Annotated in this window: 24 protein-coding genes; 15 read left to right on the plus strand and 9 right to left on the minus strand. The window is 71.1% G+C overall.

Features of this window, described 5'->3' with window-relative positions; genetic code table 11:
• Positions 1–82 precede the first annotated feature (82 nt).
• On the minus strand, positions 83–1,198 hold the full coding sequence (gene ald / locus WFJ01_RS10975; RefSeq protein WP_251444661.1) for an alanine dehydrogenase: 1,116 nt from the start codon (positions 1,196–1,198) through the stop codon (positions 83–85).
• Between the two features lie 63 nt (positions 1,199–1,261).
• A complete protein-coding gene (locus WFJ01_RS10980; protein ID WP_292881003.1) occupies positions 1,262–2,257 on the minus strand; it encodes an asparaginase in 996 nt (331 codons plus the stop codon).
• 102 nt (positions 2,258–2,359) lie between these two features.
• Between WFJ01_RS10980 and WFJ01_RS10985 the strand changes: the two genes are divergently transcribed.
• Positions 2,360–2,845, plus strand: a complete 486-nt coding sequence (locus WFJ01_RS10985; RefSeq protein WP_251444658.1) for an OsmC family protein — start codon at positions 2,360–2,362, stop codon at positions 2,843–2,845.
• A 27-nt stretch (positions 2,846–2,872) separates the two neighbouring features.
• On the opposite strand, the gene WFJ01_RS10990 is transcribed toward WFJ01_RS10985, so the two are convergent.
• Complete coding sequence (locus WFJ01_RS10990) at positions 2,873–3,562, minus strand: lysophospholipid acyltransferase family protein (RefSeq protein ID WP_251445379.1); 690 nt, start codon at positions 3,560–3,562, stop codon at positions 2,873–2,875.
• Between the two features lie 237 nt (positions 3,563–3,799).
• On the opposite strand from WFJ01_RS10990, the gene WFJ01_RS10995 reads away from it, so the two are divergent.
• From WFJ01_RS10995 to WFJ01_RS11005, 3 genes are all read left to right on the plus strand, one after another.
• Positions 3,800–4,768, plus strand: a complete 969-nt coding sequence (locus WFJ01_RS10995; protein WP_251444656.1) for an FKBP-type peptidyl-prolyl cis-trans isomerase — start codon at positions 3,800–3,802, stop codon at positions 4,766–4,768.
• A 15-nt stretch (positions 4,769–4,783) separates the two neighbouring features.
• Positions 4,784–5,869 carry a 1-deoxy-D-xylulose-5-phosphate reductoisomerase gene (gene dxr / locus WFJ01_RS11000; protein WP_295034515.1) on the plus strand — a complete coding sequence of 362 codons (1,086 nt, stop codon included), beginning with the start codon at positions 4,784–4,786 and terminating at the stop codon, positions 5,867–5,869.
• A gap of 71 nt (positions 5,870–5,940) precedes the next feature.
• Complete coding sequence (locus WFJ01_RS11005; RefSeq protein WP_336629021.1) at positions 5,941–7,272, plus strand: M50 family metallopeptidase; 1,332 nt, start codon at positions 5,941–5,943, stop codon at positions 7,270–7,272.
• A 6-nt stretch (positions 7,273–7,278) separates the two neighbouring features.
• Here the strand turns inward: WFJ01_RS11005 and WFJ01_RS11010 are convergent, their stop codons facing one another.
• Positions 7,279–9,183 carry an anthranilate synthase family protein gene (locus tag WFJ01_RS11010; RefSeq protein WP_336629022.1) on the minus strand — a complete coding sequence of 635 codons (1,905 nt, stop codon included), beginning with the start codon at positions 9,181–9,183 and terminating at the stop codon, positions 7,279–7,281.
• Positions 9,184–9,424: 241 nt separating this feature from the next.
• Between WFJ01_RS11010 and ispG the strand changes: the two genes are divergently transcribed.
• The 3 genes from ispG to WFJ01_RS11025 are packed head-to-tail and all read left to right on the plus strand — an operon-like array spanning position 9,425 to position 11,808.
• Positions 9,425–10,576 carry a flavodoxin-dependent (E)-4-hydroxy-3-methylbut-2-enyl-diphosphate synthase gene (ispG, locus tag WFJ01_RS11015; protein ID WP_251444648.1) on the plus strand — a complete coding sequence of 384 codons (1,152 nt, stop codon included), beginning with the start codon at positions 9,425–9,427 and terminating at the stop codon, positions 10,574–10,576.
• Complete coding sequence (locus WFJ01_RS11020) at positions 10,576–10,908, plus strand: nuclear transport factor 2 family protein (protein ID WP_251444646.1); 333 nt, start codon at positions 10,576–10,578, stop codon at positions 10,906–10,908. The genes ispG and WFJ01_RS11020 overlap by 1 nt, the downstream gene beginning before the upstream one ends.
• A gap of 39 nt (positions 10,909–10,947) precedes the next feature.
• Entirely contained in the window at positions 10,948–11,808 is an 861-nt protein-coding gene (locus tag WFJ01_RS11025) for a hypothetical protein (RefSeq protein ID WP_251444645.1), read from the plus strand.
• A 36-nt stretch (positions 11,809–11,844) separates the two neighbouring features.
• On the opposite strand, the gene WFJ01_RS11030 is transcribed toward WFJ01_RS11025, so the two are convergent.
• Complete coding sequence (locus WFJ01_RS11030) at positions 11,845–13,335, minus strand: HNH endonuclease signature motif containing protein (protein WP_336629023.1); 1,491 nt, start codon at positions 13,333–13,335, stop codon at positions 11,845–11,847.
• 110 nt (positions 13,336–13,445) lie between these two features.
• Between WFJ01_RS11030 and WFJ01_RS11035 the strand changes: the two genes are divergently transcribed.
• Together WFJ01_RS11035 and WFJ01_RS11040 are read left to right on the plus strand one after the other, a co-directional pair.
• Complete coding sequence (locus tag WFJ01_RS11035) at positions 13,446–13,766, plus strand: hypothetical protein (protein WP_336629024.1); 321 nt, start codon at positions 13,446–13,448, stop codon at positions 13,764–13,766.
• Between the two features lie 202 nt (positions 13,767–13,968).
• Positions 13,969–14,169, plus strand: coding sequence for a hypothetical protein (locus WFJ01_RS11040; RefSeq protein ID WP_295034520.1), 201 nt, complete (start codon positions 13,969–13,971; stop codon positions 14,167–14,169).
• 46 nt (positions 14,170–14,215) lie between these two features.
• Here the strand turns inward: WFJ01_RS11040 and WFJ01_RS11045 are convergent, their stop codons facing one another.
• Together WFJ01_RS11045 and WFJ01_RS11050 are read right to left on the minus strand one after the other, a co-directional pair.
• Positions 14,216–15,568, minus strand: a complete 1,353-nt coding sequence (locus WFJ01_RS11045; protein ID WP_336629025.1) for an erythromycin esterase family protein — start codon at positions 15,566–15,568, stop codon at positions 14,216–14,218.
• Positions 15,555–16,973: an RNB domain-containing ribonuclease gene (locus WFJ01_RS11050; RefSeq protein WP_336629026.1), complete on the minus strand. Its 1,419-nt coding sequence runs from the start codon at positions 16,971–16,973 to the stop codon at positions 15,555–15,557. Before WFJ01_RS11050 ends, WFJ01_RS11045 begins: the two co-directional genes overlap by 14 nt.
• A 53-nt stretch (positions 16,974–17,026) precedes the next feature.
• Between WFJ01_RS11050 and WFJ01_RS11055 the strand changes: the two genes are divergently transcribed.
• Positions 17,027–17,800, plus strand: coding sequence for an isocitrate lyase/PEP mutase family protein (locus WFJ01_RS11055; RefSeq protein ID WP_251444636.1), 774 nt, complete (start codon positions 17,027–17,029; stop codon positions 17,798–17,800).
• A 93-nt stretch (positions 17,801–17,893) separates the two neighbouring features.
• Entirely contained in the window at positions 17,894–19,651 is a 1,758-nt protein-coding gene (locus WFJ01_RS11060; protein ID WP_336629027.1) for a proline--tRNA ligase, read from the plus strand.
• Between the two features lie 68 nt (positions 19,652–19,719).
• On the opposite strand, the gene WFJ01_RS11065 is transcribed toward WFJ01_RS11060, so the two are convergent.
• On the minus strand, positions 19,720–20,325 hold the full coding sequence (locus WFJ01_RS11065; RefSeq protein WP_251444632.1) for a TetR family transcriptional regulator: 606 nt from the start codon (positions 20,323–20,325) through the stop codon (positions 19,720–19,722).
• Positions 20,326–20,383: 58 nt separating this feature from the next.
• Entirely contained in the window at positions 20,384–21,874 is a 1,491-nt protein-coding gene (locus WFJ01_RS11070) for an APC family permease (protein WP_295034766.1), read from the minus strand.
• Between the two features lie 148 nt (positions 21,875–22,022).
• On the opposite strand from WFJ01_RS11070, the gene WFJ01_RS11075 reads away from it, so the two are divergent.
• From WFJ01_RS11075 to WFJ01_RS11090, 4 genes are all read left to right on the plus strand, one after another.
• The gene (locus tag WFJ01_RS11075) at positions 22,023–23,183 is read left to right on the plus strand and encodes a DmpA family aminopeptidase (RefSeq protein ID WP_336629028.1); all 1,161 of its coding nucleotides are present in this window, start codon (positions 22,023–22,025) and stop codon (positions 23,181–23,183) included.
• A gap of 35 nt (positions 23,184–23,218) precedes the next feature.
• Positions 23,219–23,818, plus strand: coding sequence for a pyridoxine/pyridoxamine 5'-phosphate oxidase (locus tag WFJ01_RS11080; RefSeq protein WP_292880961.1), 600 nt, complete (start codon positions 23,219–23,221; stop codon positions 23,816–23,818).
• A 115-nt stretch (positions 23,819–23,933) separates the two neighbouring features.
• On the plus strand, positions 23,934–24,248 hold the full coding sequence (locus WFJ01_RS11085) for a cupin domain-containing protein (protein WP_336629029.1): 315 nt from the start codon (positions 23,934–23,936) through the stop codon (positions 24,246–24,248).
• Positions 24,249–24,323: 75 nt separating this feature from the next.
• Complete coding sequence (locus WFJ01_RS11090) at positions 24,324–25,364, plus strand: TIGR00730 family Rossman fold protein (RefSeq protein ID WP_292880955.1); 1,041 nt, start codon at positions 24,324–24,326, stop codon at positions 25,362–25,364.
• Positions 25,365–25,393: the final 29 nt, after the last annotated feature.

Consider the following 25,393-nt stretch of genomic DNA (forward strand, 5'->3'; position numbering starts at 1 on the left):
CTCCCGTTCGCGGGGCGGGCATGGACCGTGGACGAGGACGGAAGGCCGTCCAGGGTGATCCTGCCCGCCCCGCGGAGCGGGGTCAGCCCAGCAGCTCCTCGAGCGGCGTGAGCGGCAGCTCGTGCGCGGTGGCCACCCCGGCGTTGGCGATCTTCCCGCCGGTGACGTTGAGGCCGCCGGCAAGGGCGGCGTCGGCGCGCAGGGCCGCCTGCCAGCCGCGCGCCGCGATCTGCCGCACGTAGGGCAGCGTCGCGTTCGTCAGCGCAGAGGTCGACGTGTTCGGCACGGCGCCCGGCATGTTGGCCACGCAGTAGAACACCGTGTCGTGCACGCGGAACGTCGGGTCGTCGTGCGTCGTGGGGTGCGTGTCCGCGAAGCAGCCGCCCTGATCCACCGCGATGTCGACCAGCACGCTGCCCGGACGCATCTCGGCGACCATGTCGTTCGTGACGAGCTTCGGAGCCTTCGCGCCCGGGATCAGCACCGATCCGATGACGAGGTCCGACCCGACCACGGCGCGGCGCAGGTCCAGCGGGTTCGACGCCGCGGTCTTGACGCGTCCGCCGAAGAAGTCGTCCAGGTAGCGCAGACGGGCGATGTTCGTGTCGAAGATCGTCACGTCGGCGCCCATGCCGGCCGCGATCACCGCGGCGTTCGCGCCGGCGACGCCGCCGCCGATCACCGTGACGGTCGCGGGACGCGTGCCAGGCACGCCCGACATCAGCAGGCCGAGGCCGCCGTGCGAACGCATCAGCGTGTTCGCTCCGACGAGAGGGGCGAGACGCCCCGCGACCTCGCTCATCGGGGCGAGCAGCGGGAGGGCTCCCGAGGCCAGCTGCACGGTCTCGTAGGCGATCGCGGTCATGCCGGACTCGGCCAGCCGGTCGGTCAGTGCGCGATCGGCCGCGAGATGCAGGTACGTGAACAGCACCAGATCGCTGCGGAAGCGGTGGTACTCGCTGGCGATCGGCTCCTTGACCTTCAGGACGAGCTCGGCGCGGGCCCAGACCTCATCGGCGTCGTCGATCAGCGTCGCGCCGGCTTCGCGGTAGTCCTCGTCCGACATCGAGGAGCCGGCACCGGCGCCGGACTGCACGAAGACGTCATGACCGGCGAGCACGAGGTCGTGCACCCCCGCGGGGGTGAGCGCGACGCGGAACTCGTTGTTCTTCACCTCGCTGGGGACCGAGATCCTCATCGTGGCTCCTTTCTTTCCCTGACGAGCCTTCCGGCTCGGGGTCCTGGCCCTTTCTGGGGGCGTTCAGATTCCGGCGCCGGGGCGGATGGCCCCCACGCCGCTGCCGCCACCGAGGACGGCAAGAGGGAGGGCCGAGGCGAGGCTGTCCACCTGCGCGTCGGTCAGCGCGCCCGCACGGGCGAGCAGCGTCGCCGCGACGATCGTGGCCGCACGGCCGGATCCGTCGAGCATCTTCAGGGCGACCGTGGTGCCGTTCGGGGCGATCATCACCATCACGCCCTCGGCGCCATGCTTGGCGAACACGCCCAGCTTCTCGATCGCGACGGTGTCGGGGCGCCCGGGCCCCTCGATGGTCCACGGGTTCTCCCGCACCGTGCGCACCAGAGCGCCCGCGACCCGATGCAGGGCGAACGGGGAGCGCTCCGACGCGCTCCCGATGCGATGCAGGGCGCGCGCGAGACCCAGCAGGGTGATGGCGTGCACCGGCGCGCCGCAGCCGTCGATCGCGGTGGCCGCCACGCGTTCGCCGCTGAGCCGCTCGACCGTCTCCTTGATGTGCACCTGGAGCGGATGGTCCACGTCCAGGTAGCCGGCGGTCGGCCAGCCGTTCGCGACGCAGGCGCGCAGCATCGTCGCGTGCTTGCCCGAGCAGTTCATCCGGATGCGCGCCTTGCCGGCATGGTCGCGCACGAGCTCGTCGCGCGTCGCCGAGTCGCCCGGCCAGTCCGCGGGGCACCCCAGGTCGTCCTCGGTGAGCCCGCCGGCGGTGAGCACCTCGCGCACCACGGCCACGTGCCGGTCGGTGCCGACATGGCTCGCCGTGGCGAGCCCCAGCTGCTCGCCCTCCAGGGGCGCGCCGGCGGTGAGGCAGGCGACGGCCTGCAGCGGCTTGAGACTCGAGCGGGGCAGCACGAGGGCCTCGGGATTGCCGTGACGCACGACGACGTCGCCCTCCGGCGAGAGCACGACGGCTGCTCCGATGTGGCGGGATTCGATGAATCCATTCCGTTCGACGACGGCGAGTTCCACGGCATCCTGGACGGTCAGAGTCTGCACCACGAGGGCAAGCCTAGTAGCTGATCCGGCGACGTCGTGGGTGTGCGTCGGTCCTGGGGTGCCGCGTCCTGGCCGCATGCCGCGCCGGCCTGGCACGATGGACCCATGGGCCTCGGCACGCACCACTACGCACTCACCACGACCTGGACCGGCAACCGCGGCACCGGCACCTCGGGGTACCGCGACTACGACCGGGCGAGCACGATCGGCATCGCGGGCAAACCGGATCTGCTCGCCTCGTCCGACAAGCCGTTCCGCGGGGATCCGACGCGGTGGAACCCGGAGGACATGCTGCTCGCGGCGCTGAGCGAATGCCACCTGCTGAGCTACCTGCACGCCTGCGTGACCGCGGGCGTCGTGGTGCTCGACTATCGCGACGAGGCGACCGGCACGATGGAGGAGGACGGACGCGGCGGGGGAGCGTTCACCGAGGTGACGCTGCACCCGGTCGTCACGATCGCCGACGAGTCGATGCGCGCGGCAGCCGAGGCGGCTCACGCACAGGCGAACGCCTGGTGCTTCATCGCCAACTCCGTCGCCTTCCCCGTGCACCACGAGGCGACGATCCTCGTCGCCTCACCCGCCCGCTGAGCGGTCGCCGCAGGGATCCTCGAAGGATCAGCGCCGTTCGTGCGGCAGCGCCTGCTTGATCTTCTCGATCGCGCCCTGCGCGGGCACCTCGTTGTAGACGCCGGCGAGCTCCTGCTCGCTGAGGGCGTGGATCGCCGCCATGATCTCGTCCGTGGCGCCGCGGCGGGCCCGTCCGGAGGTCGCAGGGCCGTGGTGCGCGAGGTCGAGGGGCTCGCCGAAGCGGATCGTGACCTTCGATCCGATCTTGGGCATGCTCGCTCCGACGGGCATCGCCTTGTCCGTGCCGATCACGCCGACCGGCACGACCTTCGCGCCGGTCTGGAGGGCGAGGAACGCGACACCGGTGCGGCCCTTGTAGAGACGACCGTCGGTCGATCGCGTGCCCTCGGGGTAGAGCGCGACGGCGAGGCCCTGATCCAGCAGCTTCCGCTGCTCGTCCAGGGCGTCGAGCGCCGCCTGGCCCGCACCCCGGCGCACCGGGATCGCGCCTACGGCCCGCATGAAGTTCGCGACGAACCGGCCCTTGAGACTCGTGCCCTCGAAGTAGCTGGACTTCGCGAGGAAGTGGACGCGCCGGGGAGCGGCCACCGGGATCGCGATCGAGTCGATGAACGAGAGATGGTTGGACGCGACGATGATCGGTCCGTCCTTCGGCACGTTCGCGCGCCCCTCGATGCGGGGGCGGTAGATGAGCCGCGTGAGCGGGATCAGGATCATCCGGCCGAGCAGGTACGTCGCGCCCGCGCGTCGCACCTCGTCCTCGGGATGATGCTGCACGGCGACGGCATCGTCGCGGTCCGCAGACGCCGCGGGTTCGTGTTCCGGAGTCACCAGACAAGGCTAGATCAGGATCCATTCCGCGATCGGAATGCGTGGCGCGACGATGCTTCCCAGCGGCGGCAAAGCCCGATAGGGCAGGATAGGCGGGTTCGTCTCTACGTCTCGAGGTCCTTCGTGCGCATCCGCATTGCCGCTGCCCTGTCCGCCGTCGCAGCGACGGCTCTCCTGCTCTCCGGCTGCGCCGGCGCCGGGAGCCCTTCGGCGTCGCCGAGCCCTTCCGCGTCCTCGTCGTGCCTGCTCGATGCGAAGCCGGGCAAGGCATCGGACGCGATCAAGGTCGAAGGCGAGGGCAAGGACCTGAAGGTCACCGTGCCCTCCGGTGCGGACATCGACAAGGCCACCGCGGTGGAGCGGACGGTCGTGAAGAAGGGCGACGGCAAGGACGTCAAGGCCGGAGACCTCGTATCCGTCCGCTACCGGATCGTGAACGCCGCCGACAGCGCCGTCCTCGATTCCAGCTCGCGCGGCTCCGACGACCAGATCCCCGTGCTGCTGGATCCGCAGCAGCAGTCGCTGTTCGTGGCGGCTCTGGAGTGCAAGCCGCTCGGCTCGGCGGTCGTCGCCGCGATCCCCGGGAAGATGTTCGGCGAGGGCGGGAAGTCTGTCGTCGTCTACGCCGAGGCGACGAAGAAGCTGCCCACGGTCGCCGACGGCACCGCGGTCGCCCCGGTCGAGGGCATGCCGACGGTGAAGCTCGCCAAGGACGGCGCGCCCGAGATCACCATTCCCAAGACCGACCCGCCCACCGAGACGAAGATCTCCGTGCTGAAGCAGGGCGACGGCGCGACCGTGGCCAGCGGCGATTACGTGATCGTGCAGTACCGCGGGGTGACCTGGGCCGACGGCAAGGAGTTCGACTCCAGCTGGAAGCGCGGGACGCCCGCGCAGTTCCAGACCACCGGCGTGGTGACGGGTTTCAAGAAGGCGCTCGAGGGGCAGAAGGTGGGCTCCCAGGTGCTCGCCGTGATCCCGCCCGCCGAGGGGTACGGCGCGCAGGCCCAGTCCGGGATCCCCGCCAACTCGACGCTGGTGTTCGTGATCGACATCCTCGGCACGGTTCCTTCGGCGGCGCCGGCGCAGTGACCCTAGGCTGAGGTCATGCGTCGCGTCCTCATCCTCGGATCCACCGGCTCGATCGGCACCCAGGCCCTCGACGTCATCCGGGCGAACCCCGAACGATTCGAGCTCGTGGGACTCGCCGCAGGCACGCAGGCAGAACTTCTCGAGCAGCAGGCGGAGGAGTTCGGCGTCGACGACACCGCGCTGGGCGCCGCCGAGGCGGAGCAGCTCGTCCGCGACGTCGAGGCAGACGTGGTGCTGAACGCGATCACGGGATCCATCGGCCTCGGCTCCACGCTCGCCGCGCTCCGGGCCGGTCGCACGCTCGCGCTCGCGAACAAGGAGTCGCTGATCGTAGGGGGTGCCCTCGTCACGGCGCTCGCCGCACCGGGGCAGATCGTCCCGGTGGACTCCGAGCATTCGGCGCTGGCGCAGGCGCTCCGCTCCGGAACCCCGCAGGAGGTGCGCCGCCTGGTCGTCACGGCTTCGGGCGGCCCGTTCCGAGGCCGGTCGCGCGACGAGATGGCGTCGGTCACGCCGGCCGAGGCGCTCGCCCACCCGACCTGGGACATGGGACGGATGGTGACGACGAACTCGGCCACGCTCGTGAACAAGGGACTCGAGGTCATCGAGGCCCACCTGCTGTTCGACGTCGACTACGAACGGATCGACGTGGTCGTTCATCCGCAGTCGATCGTCCACTCCATGGTCGAGTTCGTCGACGGCTCGACGATCGCGCAGGCCTCCCCGCCGGACATGCGGCTCCCGATCTCGCTGGGCTTGGACTGGCCGAACCGGGTCGGCGGGGTCGGACGCCCGCTCGACTGGACGAAGGCCGCGAGCTGGACGTTCGAGCCGCTCGACAACGCCGCCTTCCCGTCGGTGGCGCTGGCGAAGCAGGTCGGACGCGCCGGACGCACGTTCCCCGCCGTCTACAACGCGGCGAACGAGCAGGCCGTCGATGCGTTCCACGAGGGGCGCCTCTCGTTCCTCGGGATCGTCGAGACCATCCAGCGCGTGGTCGATGCGCACGAGCCCCCGGACGACCTCACGGTCGCGTCGCTCGCCGACGCGGAGGCGTGGGCGCGGGCAACGGCCGACCGGTTGATCGCCGCGGCGTCCTGAGGTCCGCGCGCACCGGGCGCGCACAGCCGCGGCACGGCCGTTTCCTAGCCCCGCACCGGTAGCGTGGCGGGGTGGAGATCCTGCTATACGTCGGCGGCCTGCTGTTCGTGCTGGTCGGGCTCGGCGTCTCGATCGCCTTGCACGAGCTCGGACACCTGGTGCCCGCGAAGCTGTTCGGCGTGCACGTCGGCCAGTACATGATCGGCTTCGGCCCGCGACTGTTCTCGAAGAAGATCGGCGAGACGGAGTACGGCGTGAAGGCGCTGCCGATCGGCGGCTTCATCTCGATGTCGGGCATGTACCCGCCGTCGGTCGAAGACACGGACGGCGCCGCCTCGGAGAGTCGATCGCGCGGTGCGTTCCGCTCGCTGATCCAGGATGCGAGGGCCGCCAACGACGAGACCATCGATCCGCAGCGTGCGGGTCGCGTCTTCTACCTGCTGCCGGTGTGGAAACGGATCATCGTCATGTTCGGCGGTCCGTTCATGAACCTGGTGCTCGCCATCGTCGTGTTCACGATCCTCCTCAGCGGCATCGGAGTGCAGCAGGGCACCACGACGATCGCCTCGCTGTCGGAGTGCGTGCTGCCGGCCGGATCCACCCAGACCTCCTGCACCTCCTCGGATCCGGTCGCACCCGCGGCCGAGGCAGGCGTCAAGCCGGGCGACCGGATCGTCTCGGTCGGCGGCACCGCCGTGTCGACCTTCGCAGAGGCGAGCGCGATCATCCAGGCCTCGCCGGGGAAGACCCTTCCGCTGGTCGTCGAGCGCGGCGGCGCCGACGTGACGCTCCAGCTGACCCCGGTGGCGGCGCAGCGCCAGCAGGTGGACGGCAACGGCCGGCCGGTGGTCGACGACAAGGGCCACACCGTCGTGCGTACCGTCGGCTATGCCGGGATCTCCGCGCAGCTCGCCTATGTGCAGCAGCCCATCGGCGCCGGCTTCGAGCAGGCCATGACCAACGCCGGATCCGTGGTGCAGCTCATCGGCACTCTTCCGGTGCGCCTCTGGGACGTCGGAGTCTCGCTGGTCACCGGTACGCCGCGTGACCCCAACGGCCCGCTGAGCGTGGTCGGGGTGGGCCGGATCGCCGGCGAGGTCGCCGCCGCCGATGCGCCGGTGCTGAACCGCTTCGCCGTGCTGCTGAGCCTCATGGGCTCGCTGAACATCGCGCTCTTCGTCTTCAACCTCATCCCGCTCCTGCCCTTGGACGGGGGGCACATCGTGGTCGCGCTCTGGGACGGCCTGAAGCGGGCGTGGGCGAAGCTGTTCCGCCGGCCGCCGCCGGCGCCGGTGGACGCCACGAGGCTCGTGCCGCTGACGATCGTCGTCGCCGGTCTGCTCATCGCGATGGGGGCGCTGCTGATCGTCGCCGACCTCGTCCGGCCGGTGACGATCGGCTGACGGCGCTCAGCGCCCGTCGAGGGCGTGCGCCACCAGCCTCTGCAGCGTCGTCATCCCGTCGCGGGACAGGATCGACTCGAGGTGCCCCTGCACCGAGGCGAAGCCCGGTCCGCGCAGCGCGTAGACGTCGCCCGACGTCGGATCCGCGGAGACCTCGGCGAGGCCGACGGCGCTCGTGCCGGGCGTGACGCGCGCGGTGAACGTGTTGTAGAAGCCGATCGAGGCGCTCTCGCCGAACACCGGCACGGACTTCTGCAGTCCCTGATGCGGGCTGGCGAGCGGTGCGAGCGCGATCCCGAGGGAGTCCGCGAGGATCTGGTGGCTGAGGCATACGGCGAGCAGCGGGCGCCCACCGGCGAGACGCCGCGCGACGAGTGCGCGCATCCGGGCGATGCGCGGCGAGGATCCGTCCCGCGGGTCGCCGGGCCCGGGGCCCGCGACGAGCAGGTCTGCGGCGTCGATTTCCGCGTCGTCGGCTTCGGCCCACGGCAGGATCCGCACGTCGAGCCCGAGGTGGCGCAGCTGGTGCGCGAGCATCGTCGTGAACCGGTCCTCCGCATCGACGACCACGGCCGTGCGTCCTGCGAAGGGCGCCGCCGCAGTGGTCGCGGTGGCGCCGTCCTGCGGGTTGATCCAGAACTCGGCGAGTCGGGCGTTGCGGGAGGCGAGCAGCGCCTGGATCTCCGGATCCTCTGCCGGGGTCGTCCCCGTTCCGGGTTCGTCCGCATCCTCGCGGGCTTCGGCGGCGGTGTCCCGCGCCACGGCGCCGATCGCACCCAGCACGCCCGCGGCCTTGCCGTGCGTCTCGCCGACCTCGCCGGCGGGGTCGGAGTGGCGCACGAGAGTGGCGCCGACCGGGACGCTCACCTCGCCGTCATCGAGGTACACGGTCCGGATGAGGATCGGCGCGTCCAGGTCGTGCCCCCCGGCGTCGTTGGGCGTGAAGAGCGCCGCCACACCCGAGTAGTAGCCGCGCGGCTTGCGCTCGTGCCGGCGGATCACCGTGCAGGCGTTCTGCATCGGGGACCCGGTGACGGTGGGGGCGAACATCGTCTCGCGCAGGATGTCGCGTGGATCGAGCCGGCTGCTGCCGCGCAGCATGTACTCGGTGTGAGTGAGCCGCGACATCTGCTTGAGGTGGGGTCCGGTGATCCGCCCGCCGTCGGAGCAGACCGCGCTCATCATCTTGAGCTCCTCGTCCACCACCATGAACAGCTCCTCGGTCTCCTTCGTGGACGAGAGGAACTCGCCGAGAGCCGCGGTGGTGGAGCCACCCGCCGGGTGGCGGAAGGTGCCGGAGATGGGGTTCATGGTCACCACGCCGCCCTGCGCGACGACGTGCGCCTCCGGGCTCGCGCCGACCGCGATGACCCCCGGGGTGACGACCGCGAACGTCCAGTACGCACCGCGCTCGTGCTCGAGGAGCGCGCGGAACCAGGTGAGGGCCGCGGTGCGCTCCGCGGCGGAGTCCGTGGCGTCGATCCGTGCCGTGTAGTCGCGTCGGATCACGAAGTTCGCGCCCTCGCCCCGGCCGATCTCGTCGGCGATCACCCGCTCCACGATCGCGGCGTACTCGTCGTCGCTGAGGTCGAAGCCGCCGTCGTGGAGCGGGACGGGCGTCGCCGGCAGAGCCGCGAGCACCTCGGCCGCGGGCAGATGCAGATGCTCGTCGACCAGCAGGCAGCGCAGGGGCGCTCCGTCGTCCTGCGCCTCGAAGCCGCGCTCGCGCACCTGGCGGAACGGCACCAGGGCGAACACCTCCCGGCGCGCTCCGTCGGCGTCGAGCGGGATGTCGGCGAGGAGATCGACGTCGACGATCGTGCCGGTGAGCAGCTCGACGCTGTCCGAGCCCTCACGGGCGAGCAGCACGAAGGACGAATCGAGCGAATGGATCCGGTCGGCGGTGGTCATCAAAGGGGCTCCTGAGCAGGGGATCCGACGCGGCAGAAACGACAAGACCGCCCCGGAAGGCGGTCTGGATCGTGGTACGCGAACTCACCGCCTAGGAGGCGGGCCACCAGGTGCGGTTCGCGGACATGCGCCGAAACTATCACACCGTCGCGCCAGGGGTGCGCCTCGTGACGGCGCGGACACGGCGTCTGCTCAGGCGGCACGCGGATCCCGTCCAGCCCCGCACCGGTAACCTGGATCTGTGCCAGCCGTGAACCTGGGGATGCCCAAGATCCCCGATGTCCTCGCCCCGCGTCGCAAGAGCCGCCAGATCAAGGTCGGCAAGGTGCTCGTCGGTGGAGGAGCCCCCGTCAGCGTCCAGTCGATGACGACGACCAAGACCACCGACATCAACGGGACGCTGCAGCAGATCGCCGAGCTCACCGCCTCGGGATGCGAGATCGTGCGCGTCGCCGTGCCGTCGCAGGACGACGCCGATGTGCTGCACATCATCGCGAAGAAGAGCCAGATCCCGGTCATCGCAGACATCCACTTCCAGCCGAAGTACGTGTTCCAGGCGATCGACGCGGGCTGCGCCGCGGTACGCGTGAATCCGGGCAACATCCGCAAGTTCGACGACCAGGTCGGCGCCATCGCGAAGGCGGCGAAGGATGCCGGCGTGTCGCTGCGCATCGGCGTGAACGCCGGGTCCCTCGACCCCCGGCTGCTCGAGAAGTACGGCAAGGCCACTCCGGAAGCACTCGCCGAGAGCGCACGCTGGGAGGCGTCGCTGTTCGAGGAGCACGACTTCCACGACTTCAAGATCTCCGTCAAGCACAACGACCCGGTCGTGATGGTGAAGGCGTACCGCCTCCTCGCCGCGATGGGCGACTGGCCGCTGCACCTCGGCGTGACCGAGGCGGGCCCCGCGTTCCAGGGCACGATCAAGTCCGCCACGGCCTTCGGGATCCTGCTCGGCGAGGGCATCGGAGACACGATCCGCGTCTCCCTCTCGGCCCCGCCTGCCGAGGAGGTCAAGGTCGGGCATCAGATCCTGCAGTCGCTGAACCTGCGCGAGCGCAAGCTCGAGATCGTGTCCTGCCCCTCGTGCGGTCGGGCCCAGGTCGACGTCTACACCCTCGCGGAGAACGTCACCGAAGGGCTCAAGGACATGACGGTGCCGCTGCGCGTGGCCGTCATGGGCTGTGTCGTGAACGGCCCGGGGGAGGCCCGCGAGGCCGACCTCGGCGTCGCCTCCGGAAACGGCAAGGGTCAGATCTTCGTCAAGGGCGAGGTCATCAAGACCGTGCCGGAGGAGGACATCGTGGCGACGCTCATCGAGGAGGCGAACCGCATCGCCGACGAGATGGGGCCGAACGCCCCCCTCGGCACCGCACAGGTCGTCACCAGCTGATGAGCGGCTTCGCGCTTCCCGCTGCCGTGCAGCGCATGGTCGACGCCATCAACGCGGCCGACACCGAGGCGTTCGTCGCCGCCTTCACGCCAGAGGGCTTCGTCAGCGACTGGGGCACCGTCAAGACGGGTCCCGAGGGAGTGCGGGCATGGGCCGCATCCGACGCGATCGGCGCCGGCGCACGCATGACGGTCCTGACCGCGGAGACCGAGGGCGACACGACCAGGATCCGCTTCGACTGGCGCAGCAGCGTCTTCACCGGCGAGTCGGACGGGATCTTCGTGGTCTCCGGCGATCGCCTCGCGAGCTTCACCATCCCGCCGTCGCACTGACGTCGGGGCCCTTCCCTCGTCACCCTGTCAGGAGCCTCCGTGTCGTCCAGCACCGTCGTCACCTTCCCTTCGGGATCCCTCGTCGAGTCCGCCCGCGTCGTGGGCGTGCATCCGTCGGACACCGGTGCGGTCGTCGTGCTGGACCGGACTCCGTTCCATCCCGTCGACCACACCTGGCCGGATCAGCCGGGAGACCGGGGGTCGCTGCGCGTGGACGACGTCGAGGTCGCCGTGTCCGAGGCGGTCATGGCGGCGGTGAGCGACGAGGGGGTGGTCGCGGTCGGCTCGGACATCCCTGTCAAGCGGGGAGCCGCGGGCTGGACCTGGCTCGTCGGGCACCGGGTCGAGGCCGTTCCCTCGGCGCTCGCCGCAGGAGCTTCCGCCGAGGCGACGGTGGATGCGGAGCGTCGCGCGGGGCTGAGTCGTGGCCACACGGCCTGCCACCTGGCATCGCTGGCTCTGGATCTCGCGGTCGCCGACCTCTGGCGCAAGGATCCCGGATCCGACGCGCTCGGCTCGCCCGACTTCGAGGGGCGTGCGAACCAGACGAGCTTCATCGACGAGGGCGGTTCGGTGGACGAGTACCGTCTCGGCAAGAGCCTGCGCAAGGCGGGATTCGACACCGAGGGCTTCGCGGCAACTCTGGCCGAACGCGAGGAGCGCATCAACACGCAGCTCGCGGCCTGGGTGGCCTCCGCAGCGTCGAGCCGGATCGAGGTCGACGGTGAGACGATCGTGGACCGTCGTCGCTGGGTGTGCGGACTGCCCGAGGGCACGGCGTCGATCCTGTGCGGCGGCACGCACGTGTCGTCGCTCGCGGAGTTCGCTTCGATCCGGGTGTCGCTGGATCTGTCGGATCCGCAGCTGCTCGTGATGACGACGACTTCGGTTCCGGCGTAGTCGGCCCCTCCCGATCAGGGGCGGGGCGGCCGGGGCTCACGCCACCGGACGGAACCTCTTCGGTGGCGGTTCGAACCCCGTCCAGGCGTACCTGAGGGCTGGCCGGGGCGGGAGCGCAGACGTCTGGCCGCGCGGATGATGGAGGACGAAGTCGTCCTTGCCGTGGCGTGTGATGCGCCAGCCGCCGTGATGCAGCTGCATGTGATGGAAGCGGCAGAGCAGGACTCCGCGGTCGATGTCGGTGCGCCCGTCGCCGCGAGCCCATTCGTCGATGTGGTGAGCCTCGCAGAAGGACGCGGGGCGGTCGCAGCCGACCCATCGGCATCCGCCGTCGCGGACCGCGAGTGCGACGCGCTGCTTCGCGGTGAACAGCCGGTGCTCCCGACCGACGTCGAGCGGGTTCCCTCGGGAGTCGACCGTGACGGGTACGGATCCGGCATCGCATGACTGCTGCTCGGCGACCGCGGCAGGGAAGGTGTCAAGGTGGTCCTCCGTGTGCGCGATCGGATCCGCGATGTCGTCGGCGCCCACGACCCGGACGACGCGGACGCCGGCGCGCCGCGTCCCGAAGACGGCCGGGGCATCGGCGAGGGAACCGGCCCGGAGGAGGTCGAGGAGGAGGTCGTAGGTGAGCTGATCGTTCGTCCGCGGGTCGTCGGCCAGCGATCTCGCGCGAGCCTTCTCCTCGGCATCGACGAACCGAGGGCCGCCGGTGCGCGGGCGCAGGGCGTTGGCGATGATCGTCGCCGCCCAGGCGTAGCCCTCGTCGTCGAAGTCGATCGCACCGCGCTTGTGACCGTCGACGGTCGTCCAGACGCGGAAGGAGCGCCGTGCGTACCGTTCTTCGAAGCGTCGCGCAGCGCCCTCGGAATCGAGCCGATCGCGGATGGCGCGCGCAGCGGCGCTCAGCGTCTCCGGGGTATCGTGCGCCGCCGCGGCGATGAGCTGATCGGCGGCGATCTCCCAGAGGTCTCGCATGAGCGCGTCGTTCTCTTCGTGCCGTTCCGTCGTCTCGTCGGACAGGGGAGGGTCGGCGAGTCCCTGGCGGATCGCGTCGTGCTGCGCGGTCGTGAGCCGACCCTGCAGCAGGGCGCGATCGAGTCCGGCGTGCCAGAGCGCGACCGGCTCCGACTCGTCAGCCGATCCGCCGTCCGCCGCCGTGCCCGGTGAAGCGGTCGTGGTCGCCGAGGCGCGGAGCGACTCACCGATCCGCACCTGCCGGTTCGCCTCTGCTCTCGTCGATCCCGTGATCTCCTGCACGAGGGAGGCGACGTTCCTGTGCCCGAGGGACTGCGCGAGCCCGGCCTGCCCCGCGTCCCGGGCGGAACGTGCCGCGATCACTCCGGTGGCCGCGGCGCGGATCCTCTCGCCGCAGTGGATCAGCGCCGTCGCCGCGGTGATCGTGTCGACGGCGTGCATGTCGTCGAGCCCCTCGATGACGGCGACGAGATCGGCCGATTCGAGCGCATCGCCGAGGAGCGCGCGCAGGTTCTGAACCTGCGCGTCGACCTCGGTGAAAATCTCCATGCCTGATCCTCGCAGCCGCGAGAGGCCTTCTGGCTGGCCACTCGGGATCCGTGCAGAACCTGCCCGATCGCTGCGCTGTGCGGAACGATTGGGCGGGATACGCTCGAGCCATGTCCCTGATCGCGGTGCTCGACGAAGTGATCGTCGGCGTGGAGGTCGCGTTCGCCGGCTACTTCCAGACGACGCCGCTCAGCGTGCTGATCGCGATCGGCGCGGTCGTGATCGGGATCGCGGTCATCGGACGGGTTGCCGTCGTACTGCTGACCTCCGCCGCACAGCGTGCGGACACAGCCCGGTGCGCAGCTCCGCAGCAGGCACCGGTGACGTGCGCTGACCGTGCGGAAGTGAGGGCGAGCCGACCTCGGCGACCGGCAGGTGCGCGGGGAGCGCGGGCACCGGGGCGATCGCCGCGTCCGCTTACGCACGCCTGACTGGCCCGTATGGCTGATCCCTGGGCTGCGGTGGCAGGACGCATCGTCGTGTCGTCCATCGTCCCCGGAGAACACCATGCTCAGACTTCTTGTGCCGCTCGTCCCGCCCAGTCCCCGCCTTCGATGGCTGCGCCTGATCCGCTATCGCCTTCGACGGGCCAAGGTCCGGGTGTCCTCAGCACTGTTGCGAGTCACGGTGCGCATGGACACCTGGATCTATCTTGCCGCGGCCGGACTCATCGGCTTCGAGGGTTTGGAGGTGCTGTTGGGCTCCTTCCTGCTCATGCCGGAGTTCGTGCCTCTCATCCTGTTGCTGCTCGCCCTGCTCTGGGCAGTGAAGCATCACGCCCGCCGATGGTCGCGCCTCATGCGGCTCGCACGGCGACGCGCAGGGCGCCGCTGAGCCGGGTGCGCACGTCGGGTGCGCGGAACGACAGGGTGAGACGTCCTCACCGCCGATCCAGGCCCCGCTCGTCGATCCAGGTCTGCCACGGCGATACCGAGCGGACGAAGGTCACCGCGTCGAAGGCGTCGCGGGCTCGGCCCGGCTGGACCACGTCGCCGTTGTGCCACCCCGTCGTGGCATCGAGCGCCGCGGACACCGTCGGCGGCGCACTTCGCAGGTCCACGATCGCGTCGCCGATCCCGGAGCGCTCGACGGCGGCGTCGAGACTCGCAGGATCCAGGGGAGCGAGCGCGGACACGAACGGGCGGGAGTGGCCCGGTGGGTCGGCGGGAGCGGGGCGGTGCAGCCACTGCTCTCCGCCGCCGAACAGGGTGCCGATCACGACGAGGTCGCCGCCGAGCCGGTCGGCGAGGTGCCCGCCCATCGTCGTCATCGGGTCCGGGACGAACGGGGGAGCCGAGAACGCCGTGCGCTGCACGTGCCCGTTGGCGGCGGCGACGAGGATGCGGGGCTCGCGCTGCAGGATCCCCTCCACGGCGTCGGCCATCCATGCGTCGCGGATGTTCGCGGCGGGCCAGGAGCGGGTGGGGCCGGCGGTCATGGCCTGCAGGAACGCATCGGCCGCGCGGGCGCTCTCCGCCGCGTGGATCGCGAAGTCCACCCGCGCCTCGGCCTCGGCGCCGCCGCCCAGCGCGGCGACCTGCTCACGACGGCGAGCGCGGATCCGAGCCGCGAGATCGGCGATGCCGACGGTGAGGGCGGCGCGCTCGGCTGCGGGCAGCGCCAGATACGCCTGGATCGTCGGCGCCGCCTGCGCCAGCCCGGTGCGGTCGGCGGGGAGATATCCGAACCGGGGGAGCAGAGTCGCCCGCACATGCGCCGCATAGTGCGCATCGACGACGTCGAGCAGCTCCAGCGCGGCCTGCACGCCGGGCAGCGCGCTCGCCGAGGAGTCGGGCAGGTCCATGCCGTACCAGCGCGGGATCGAACGCGCGGTCGCGGCGCGCTCGCGCATCCAGGTGAGCTGATCCAGCATCTCCTGACAGGCGCCGAAGCGGTAGGAGACCCCGTCCCGCAGCGCGTCCCGAAGGCCGCCGCGACCTATGCGGATCCAGTCGTCGACGTGACGCCCTTCCGGGAGCCCGCTCTCCGTCACGAACGCCGTGAAGCCGGCGCGCCGGTGCAGGAAGCGGAACATCCGGTCGCGCAGGGCGAAGAACTCGTGCACGCGGTGCATCGACTCGCCGAGCGCGACGACGCGCGCATCCCCGACGATCTTGAGCAGCGGTTCGAGGTCGGAATCGTCGACGTCGTCCGGATCGAGCGTGCGCAGCGGGCGCGCGCGGTCGCGGATCCACGCGGAGAGGGCGTCGGCGGGGCGGTCAGACGACGGCAAAGGAGACCTGTCCCTTCGCGACATCGACCGCACCGAGCGAGAGCCGGACGGTCGACCCCGCAGCGGCCGTCTCGGGCAGCGCCACCGAGGCCGTGACGGGCGGCTCCTCGATCTGCACCGTCCCGCGTGCGTCGTTGCGGCGGATCACCACCGCGTCGAACGTCTCCCCGACGTGGGAGGCGAGCAGCGCCGCCTCCACGAGGTCGAGGGTGCGCGCGTTCAGCGTCGACGAGCGCTGCGCCGAGGCCCTCATGAGATCCGGCACGAGTGGGAGGCTCTCCCGCACCCACCCCGGAATCTCCTCGCCGCGGCTCACGGCGAGCGAGATCGTCAGCGACCACCGGTCGACGAGTCGCCGCAGCGGGGCGGTGGCATGCGCGTAAGGGGCGCCGATGGCCGCCTGCACGGTCTCCGCGGGGGCCGCTCCGTCGAAGGCGACGTACCCGGCGCCGCGGAAGAGGGCGGAAGCCGCCTCCAGGATCGGCAGGGTGCGCGGATCGTCCCGGTCGAGGCCGCGCAGATAGTCGCCGTAGCGGCCCGTCGTCCACGGCGTGCCGAGCACCGTCGTCTGCCGGCGGAAGGTCTCGAAGGCGGCGTCATCGGGCTGCGGCATCGTGCGCAGGATCCCGACCTTCGCCTCGAGCATGAGCTGCGCCGCGGCCATCCCGGTCAGGAGCGAGAGCTGCGCGTTCCAGTCCTCCACGGGAAGCGGCGTGCGGCGCTCGATCGCGTAGGAGCCGTCGTCGTGGCGCACGACCTCCTCGTCGGGCAGATTCAGGCTCGCGCCTCCCCGCTGCGCCTCCTGCTCCAGGCGCAGGCGCCCGATCTCCGGCAGCAGCGCCGCCGGAGAGTCCCGTCCGGCGTCGAGGTCGGACTGCACCGAGGCGTAGTCGAGCTTCGCCCGCGAGCGGATGAGAGCACGCTCGAGGCGCGTGCCGGTGGCGGATCCGTCCGCGTCCAGGGTGAAGGTCCACACCAGCGCCGGCCGGTCCTGGTCGGGCAGCAACGAGGCATGGTCTTCGCTGAGCACGGGCGGGTGCAGCGGGATCGTGCCGTCCGCCGCGTACAGGGTCTCGCCGCGGGCACGCGCGGCGAGATCGAGGGCGCCGCCGGGCGCGACGAACGACGGCACGTCGGCGATCGCGTAGCGCACCGTGTATCCGGACCCGTTCCGCTCCAGCTGGAACGCCTGGTCGAGGTCCATGGATCCCGCCGGATCCAGCGTCGCGAAGGCGATGTCGCGCAGATCCAGGTCAGGCGTCGGTGCCGTCGCAGAGGCGGCCTCCGCAAGCGCCTCGGGCGAGAACTCGGGGGGCGCGTCGATCTCGGTGCGCAGGGCCGCGAGCGCCGTGGCGAGCTCCGACTGCGCGGCGGAGGGGGCGACGTGCGATCGGCGCTGAGGCATGGGTTCAGCCTAAGCCGCCCTGTGCGTCCGAGACGGGCGTTAGCGTGGTGTCCATGACCAGCACCGCTGACAAGGCCCGCACCCTCGCCGCGCTCTATGCGGCACCCGAGATCCTCCGCGTCGTGAACGTATGGGACGTCGTGTCCGCGCAGGCGATCGCCGCCCTGCCCGAGACCACGGCCATCGCCACGGCCGGCCATTCCATCGCCTCGTCCTACGGCTACGCCGACGGCGCGATCCCGCGCGAGCTCATGCTCGACATGGTCGGTCGCATCGCCGCCGCCGTCGAGCTCCCCGTGACCGCCGACCTTGACGACGGTTACGGCGACGCAGGGGAGACCGTGCGCCTCGCGATCGGCGCGGGCGTCGTCGGCGCCAACGTCGAGGACCGGCTGCGTCCCCTCACCGAGGCCGCTGCGAACGTCGAGGCGATGATCCGCGCCGGTGAGGCGGAGGGCGTGCCGTTCGTGCTCAACGCGCGCACCGACGCCTTCGTCCGCGGCGGCGGTCGTCCGGTGGAGGAGTCCCTCGCCGACGCGATCGAGCGCGGCCGGGCCTTCCTCGACGCCGGCGCGACCGCGGTCTTCGTGCCGGGCATCCTCGATGCCGACACCACCCGCGCGCTCGTCGAGGGGATCGGGCACGGGAAGGTCAGCGTGATCGGCCTGCCCGGAGCGCTCACCTCGACCGAGTACGAGGCGCTGGGCGCCGCCCGCATCTCCTACGGGCCGCTGCCGCAGCGCGTGGCTCTGACGGCGCTGCAGGACAACGCCGCCGAGATCTACGCCGGAGGCGTCATCCCGGCGAGCACCCGCGCCCTGAACTGACCAGTGCGCGCCGCTCGACAGCGCGTCCCCTCCGATCGCCCCGCCCGCGCACCCCGCACGGGCGGGGCGATCGCCGTCACTAGACTTGTGGGCGTGGTGACTCGTCTCTCGAACTTCTTCCTCCGCACGCTTCGCGAAGACCCGGCCGGCGCCGAGGTCGCGAGCCACAAGCTGCTGATCCGCGCCGGGTACATCCGACCGCAGGCCGCAGGCATCTTCGCCTGGCTGCCGCTCGGGTTGCGGGTGAAGGCGAGGATCGAGACCATCGTCCGCGAGGAGATGTCCGCCGCGGGCGCACAGGAGGTGCACTTCCCGGCTCTCATGCCCCGCGAGGCATACGAGGCGACCGGCCGCTGGGAGGAGTACGGCGACCTGCTGTTCCGCCTGAACGACCGCAAGGGCGGCGACTATCTGCTCGCGCCGACGCACGAGGAGGCGTTCACCCTGCTCGTGAAGGACCTGTACTCCTCGTACAAGGACCTGCCGCTGACGATCTACCAGATCCAGGACAAGTACCGTGACGAGGCGCGCCCCCGCGCCGGCCTGCTGCGCGGTCGCGAGTTCACGATGAAGGACGCCTACTCCTTCGACTCGTCCGACGCCGGACTCGACGCAAGCTATCAGGCACAGCGGGACGCCTATGAGCGCATCTTCCAGCGCCTCGGACTCGAATACGTCATCGTGCAGGCCGACGCCGGCGCGATGGGCGGGTCCCGCAGCGAGGAGTTCCTGCACCCGACTCCCGTCGGCGAGGACACGTTCGTGCGCTCCGCGGGCGGTTACGCGGCCAACGTGGAGGCGTACACGACGGCGGTCCCCGCTCCCGTGCCGTTCGACGTCGACGGCACCCCGGTGATCTTCGATTCGCCGAACACTCCCACCATCGAGACCCTGGTGGCGCACGCGAATGCGGCGCTGGACGGCGAGTACACCGCGGCGGACACGCTGAAGAACGTCGTGCTCGCCCTCACCCACCTCGACGGCACTCGCGAGCTCGTCGTGGTCGGTCTCCCCGGCGACCGCGAGGTCGACGAGAAGCGCGCCGAGGTGGCCTTCGCTCCGGCCGAAGTGGAGCCGGCGACGGCGGATGACTTCGAGAAGCACCCGCTGCTGGTCAAGGGCTACATCGGCCCGTGGTCGCCCACCGGCGCGATCCTGGGCGAGGAGTCCGCGACCGGGATCCGGTACCTCCTCGACCCCCGCGTCGTCGAGGGCACGAGCTGGATCACCGGCGCGAACATCGATCAGAAGCACGCCCACTCCGTGGTCGCCGGGCGCGACTTCGCCTCCGACGGCGTGGTCGAGATCGCGAACGTGCGCGAGGGCGACCCCGCGCCGGACGGATCCGGTCCCGTGCATCTCGCCCGGGGCATGGAGATCGGCCACGTCTTCCAGCTCGGCCGCAAGTACGCCGAAGCGCTGGGCCTCAAGGTGCTCGACGAGAACGGGAAGCTCGTGACCGTCACCATGGGCTCCTACGGCATCGGCGTGACGCGCATCCTCGCGATCATCGCCGAGCTCAACAACGACGAGAAGGGGCTCATCTGGCCCGCCTCCGTGGCGCCGTTCGACGTGCACGTGGTGGCCGCGGGTCGCGACCAGGTCGCCTTCGACGTCGCCGCGGACGCCGCGGCCCAGCTCGAGGCCGCGGGGCTCGACGTGCTCTACGACGACCGCCCCAAGGTCTCGCCCGGGGTCAAGTTCGGCGACGCCGAGCTCGTGGGCGTCCCGCGCGTTCTCGTCGTCGGACGCGGTGCCGCCGAGGGCCAGGTGGAGCTGTGGGACCGCCGCAGCGGCGAGCGCGACACGATCCCCCTCGCCGACGCACTGCAGACGCTCACCGCGCGCTGACCCACGCACAGGCACCGCGAAGGCCCCGCGACCCGCCAGGGTCGCGGGGCCTTCGGCGTCCGTGCGGGTCACTCCTGCGCGTCGAAGGCGCAGCCGAGCGCGAGGGAGGCGTAGGACAGGATGTTCGCGCGGTAGGTCGGGGCGCCGAGGTCGAGCCCGATCAGCGGATACAGATCGTAGGCGTCCTCGAGCGCGACGATGTTGCGTGCGATCACCGTGAGGTCCGCGGCGGGCCGGAAGACGCCGAGCGCCGCCCCGATCTCGATCGTGGACCGGTACAGGCCCACCTGGCGCTCCACGATCGAGCGATGCAGCGGTCGGTACTGCGGCTGCTCCCGCAGCAGCGGGATGCTCTCGTAGGCCATGCGCAGGTGGTCGCTGATCTCGTCGGGAACGCCGGCCTCGACGAGCTTCGCGAGCCGCCGGATCGGATCCGGCTCCTGCTCGGCGATCGTGCGGCGATGCTCGTACATCTCCTCGAGCACGCCCTCGACGGTCGCATACATGAGGTCGTCGAAGCTCGGGAAGTAGTAGAGCACGCTGCCGGCGCTCACCGAGGCCTCGGCGGCGACGGCGCGCACATTGGTGGCGTTCAACCCGCTGCGCCCCGCGACGCGGCGGGTCGCGGAGATCAGCTCGGCGCGCCGTGCGCTGTGCTTGTGCGGTGCCGGCACGGCGACCCCTTCCTGCGTGGTGACCGGGTCGCCGTGTCCGGATGCGGCGGCCGTGGGCTCAGCCCTCGTCGTCGACGACCACGGTGGTCAGCTCAGCATAGTGCCGGGGGTTGCGGGCCCTGAGCACGAACCCGATCACGATCCCCGCGAGGAACAGGACGGGTGTCGGGGCGAGCAGTGCCAGGTTGATCGGCCCCTCCACCCCGGAGACGAGGCTGAAGTTCGTCGCGATGAGGATCCATCCGACGATGAGGCCGAGCGCGCCGAGGGCCGGGGCGACGAGCACGCGCCAGACGCTGTGTCCTCGACGGTCGCGCAGGAAGAAGCCCACGACGGCGATCGCGGCGACCGCCTGCGCGAACACGAGGCCGGCCACGCCGACGGAGTAGACGGGCAGGGCGAAGCCGAGGAACGGGTCGGCGCCGGTGGCGAGCGTGATGACGATCGCGGCGAGCGAGATGATGCTCATCACGAGGCTGGCATGGTGCGGCGCCTGGGTCTTGATCTGGGTGCGGGCGAGCCAGCCGGGCAGCAGGCGCTCGCGTCCGATCGAGAACAGATAGCGCGTGCAGGCGTTGTGGAATGCGAGCAGGCAGGCGAAGAAGCTCGTCACGATGAGGATCCGCATCGTGATCGACGCCCAGAGACCCAGGTACTGCTCGCCCGCATCGAAGACCATGTCCTGGAAGGTGTCCTGCTGAGCGAGCTTGAGCACGCCGTCGACGCCGAAGGCGACCGTGAGGATCCAGAACGTGAAGGCGTAGAAGACGCCCAGGAACGCTATCGCGATGTAGGTCGCCATCGGCACCGTGCGGGCCGGCCGGATCGCCTCCTCCGTGTAGATCGCCGTGCTCTCGAAGCCCAGGTAGGCGCCGAATCCGAACACGAACAGCGCGCCGCTGCCCGCGGCGAAGAACACGTTCTGCGGGGCGAAGGCGGCGAACGAGATCGGCTCGGGCCCGCCCTGGGCGAGCACGCCGATGGCGAGGACCAGCAGGATCGCGACCTCGGCGGTGAGCAGCACGGCGAGCACCTTCGCCCCCACGTCGATCTTGCGGTAGCCGAGGATGCCGACGGCGAGGAAGGCGATGAGCGCGTAGACGGTCCAGGGCAGCTTGATCCCGAAAAGCGCGTCGAAGGTCATCTCGCCGAAGAACCCGACGAAGCCGTAGAAGCAGATGCAGAGGGCGGCATAGGAGAAGATCGTGACGAACACGATCCCGATCCCCACCGGCTTGCCGAGACCCTTCGCCCCGTAGATGTAGAACGCTCCCGCGTTGCGCACGTACCGGGACATCGCGGTGAAGCCGACCGCGAACAGCATCAGGACGACGCCCGAGGCGAGCATCGCGCCGGGGCCGCCGATCCCGGCGAGGCGGAAGTCGGTGGGGGCGGCACTGGCGACCACCGTGAGCGGAGCCGCGGCGGAGATCACGAAGAAGACGATCGCCCAGACGCCGAGGCGGCGGCGGGCGAGTGCGGTGCCGCCGGTCAGCGCGGGGTCCGGCGGGGCGGCGGTCGAAGAATCGGCGGGGGACGGTCGAGACATCATCGGCTCCTGGTGGGATCCGCCGTAGCATCGGGACAGCCGCGGCGCTTGAACAGTGATTCAAGAGGGTTAACTCGATCCTGTCAAGCAAATGAGAAGGATCTATCGTAAACTTCTGAACAATCGTTCAGAGTAGATCGGAACAATGATGACGTCACGTCCCTCCTCGCAGCAGCGGGAACGGCGCCCGCGCGCCCGCGACCTCGGCATCGTCTTCGACGGCGAACCCGGTGCGCTCGACGCGATCACCGATGTCCCCGGCCTCGAGGTCGGCTTCACGACGCTCGTGACGGGGGAGGGCGCCCACGCCGTGCGCTCCGGGGTGACCGCGATCCTGCCGCGCGGACGCGCCGGCGTGGGCGACGCGTGCGCGGCCGCGGTGCACTCGTTCAACGGCAACGGGGAGCTCACGGGGCGCAGCTGGATCGACGAATCCGGATCCCTCGCCCTGCCGATCGCGATCACCAACTCGCACGCGGTGGGAGCCGTGCACGCCGGTGTCGACGCCTGGCTCGCCGCGACCCGTCCCGACCTCGCGGCGCAGTGGCTGCTGCCGGTCGTGGGGGAGACCTGGGACGGGTACCTCAACGACATCAACGGCGGTCACGTGCGTCCCGAGCACGCGGCCGAGGCGCTGGATGCGGCGAAGGCCGGACCGGTCCGGGAGGGGAGCGTCGGCGGCGGAACCGGGATGAACTGCTACGGCTTCAAGGGCGGCACGGGCACGGCCTCCCGGGTCGTCCGGCACGGGGAGGACGAGTACGTCGTCGCCGCGCTGGTCCAGGCGAACTTCGGCTCCCGATCGGAACTGCGCCTGGGCGGCATCCCGCTCGGGCAGCGGACCGCGGCACCGAACCCGATGGACGACACCGACTGGTTCGCCGAGGACCGCGCCCGAGGGCGGGCCGCGAGCGGAGCCGGGTCCGCGATCGTCGTGATCGTCACGAATGCACCGCTGCTGCCGGGGCAGTGCGCGGCGCTCGCCCGCCGCGGCGCACTGGGACTCGGTCGCAGCGGAACCGCGGGCAGCCATTTCTCCGGCGACATCGTGCTGGCGCTGTCGACGGCCAACTCCGGTGCGCTGAGCTCGGCGTTCCCCGCGGACGAGCCGGCCGGGTACGAGGAGCTGCGCTTCGTGCCCTGGGGGCGGATGGATCCGTTCCTCACGGCCGCGGTGCAGGCCGTCGACGAGGCGGTCTGGAACTCCCTCGTCGCCGCCGAGGACATGACGGGGCGGGACGGCCACGAGAGCTTCGCGCTCCCGCACGACGAGATCCGGGCGGCGGCGGCGCGGATCGCGGCACGCTGAGGCGCCCCGGGGCGCGGATCCTGCAGGATGGGGGCATGCACACCACGCCCGCCGCCTGGTTGCGGTCGCGCCCGTCGCTGACCGGCTCCCCGCCCGCGCTCCATCCCGAATCGGTGACGGGCGATCCGCTCGCGCTGTTCCTGAACTGGATCACCGGGGCTGCCGAGGCGGGTGTCGCCGAGCCGCACGCGGCGACCCTGGCGACGGTCGATGCCGACGGCGTCCCCGACGCGCGCACGCTCATCCTCAAGGACGTCGACGAGCGCGGCTGGGCATTCGCGGGAACCCGCTCCTCGGCAAAGGGCCGCCAGCTCGAGGCGACTCCCGCGGCCGCGCTGAACTTCTGGTGGCAGCCCGTGATGCGCGCCGTCCGCGTGCGCGGCCCGGTGCAGGAGGCCCCCGCGGGCGAGAGCGCGGCGGACCTCGCCGCGCGTCCCGCTTCCGCACGGGCCGGAGTGGCGGAGGGGGAGTGGGTGCTCTGGCGGATCGTGCCGAGCCGGATCGAGTTCTGGCAGGGGGCGGTGGATCGCCGGCACACCCGCATCGTGTACACCCGCCACGGGAACGGCTGGCTGCGAACCTGGAGCGACGGCGAGGGCGGTCGTGACGGCGCGGACGAGGGGGAGGGTGCATGAGCGACTACGAGGTCACGAGCATCGGGGGGGGGCGGACGAGTGGCGGGCCTTCCACGGCGGGTTCGACGAGAGGCGCTCGCGCGACGGCCGGCGGGTCGTCGACCACGAGCTCACGATGCAGTACATCGGGATGACCGCCAACGCCCTGCTCCCCGGTGAGGAGGCGGGGTACTGGCACACCCATTCGCGGATCGAGGAGCTCTACGTGTTCCTCTCCGGACAGGGCCAGATGGGCGTCGGCGACGAGCTCGTCGAGGTCGGGCCCGGCACCGTGGTGCGTGTCGGCCAGGGCGTGCCGCGGACCTGGCGTGCGCGTCCGGACAGCCCCGGCGAGCTGCGCTGGCTGTGCATCCGTGCCGGCGGCGAGGCGCTGCCGCACCTGCCCGACGACAGCGCGCGCCTGCCGGAACGGCCGATGCCCTGGGCCTGATGCGGATGCGGATCCGGATCCGATCGACGGGCGCGGCAGCACCGGGCGTTCACGCGTCCGTGACACGCTGGGGGCATGACTGAGGAGATCCTCCCGCCGGCGCTGCGCGCCGAGATCAACGCCGTCCTCGACGACGCCGGGGTGCATGCCGACCGCCGCCTCGTGCTGCGGCTGCTGCAGACCGCGGTGCTGCTCGGCGAGGATCGCACGGATCGGCTCGATCTGAAGATCGCGTCCGCCGCGCTCAGCGAGATGCGCGAGGCGTTCCGGCTGTTCGCCCCGTTCCGCGGCGTGCCGAAGGTGACCGTGTTCGGATCGGCCCGCACGGCGCAGGACGATCCGCTCTACCGGCAGGCGCGGGACGTCGCGGCCGCGCTCGCCGCAGAGGGCTGGATGGTCGTCACCGGCGCCGGCCCCGGGATCATGCAGGCCGCCGCGGAGGGCGCCGGCCCCGAGCGCTCGCTCGGGGTGTCCATCCGCCTCCCGTTCGAGGAGAAGGCGAACGCGATCGTCGCCGACCAGGAGCACGTCGTCGCGATGAAGTACTTCTTCACGCGCAAGCTGATGCTCATGAAGGAGTCGCGCGGGTTCATCTGCCTGCCCGGCGGCTTCGGCACCCTGGACGAGATGTTCGAGCTGCTCACGCTGCAGCAGACCGGCAAGGCGGAGCCGATGCCGATCGTGCTGCTGGACGCGACCGGCGGCACGTTCTGGCGCGGTCTGGAGCGCTTCGTGCAGGAGGATCTGGCGCCGACCGGCGTGATCTCGCCGGGCGACTTCGACCGGGTGCGGATCACCGACTCCATCGCCGAGGCGACCGCGGCGATCACCGGTTTCTGGCACAACTACGACTCGCTGCGCTGGGTCGGCGACGTCCTCGTGCTGCGGCTGCGGAACGCCCCCACGGCCGAGGAGATCGCTCGACTCGACGAGCAGTTCGGATGGATGCTCGCGGCAGGGCGGATCGAGGCGAGCGGGCCGCTGCCGGTGGAGCTGGCGGACAAGGATGCGCTCGAGCTCCCTCGGCTCACGCTGCACCTCGACCAGCGAGCCGTCGGAGGGCTGTTCCGGCTCATCGACGCCATCAACGGGCTCGGCTCCGCGTCGCGCGGCTGAGTCCTGCGCTTCTGTCCGCGAGCGCACCT

This window comes from Microbacterium sp. MMO-35, from assembly GCF_037147555.1.
Classification (GTDB): domain Bacteria; phylum Actinomycetota; class Actinomycetes; order Actinomycetales; family Microbacteriaceae; genus Microbacterium.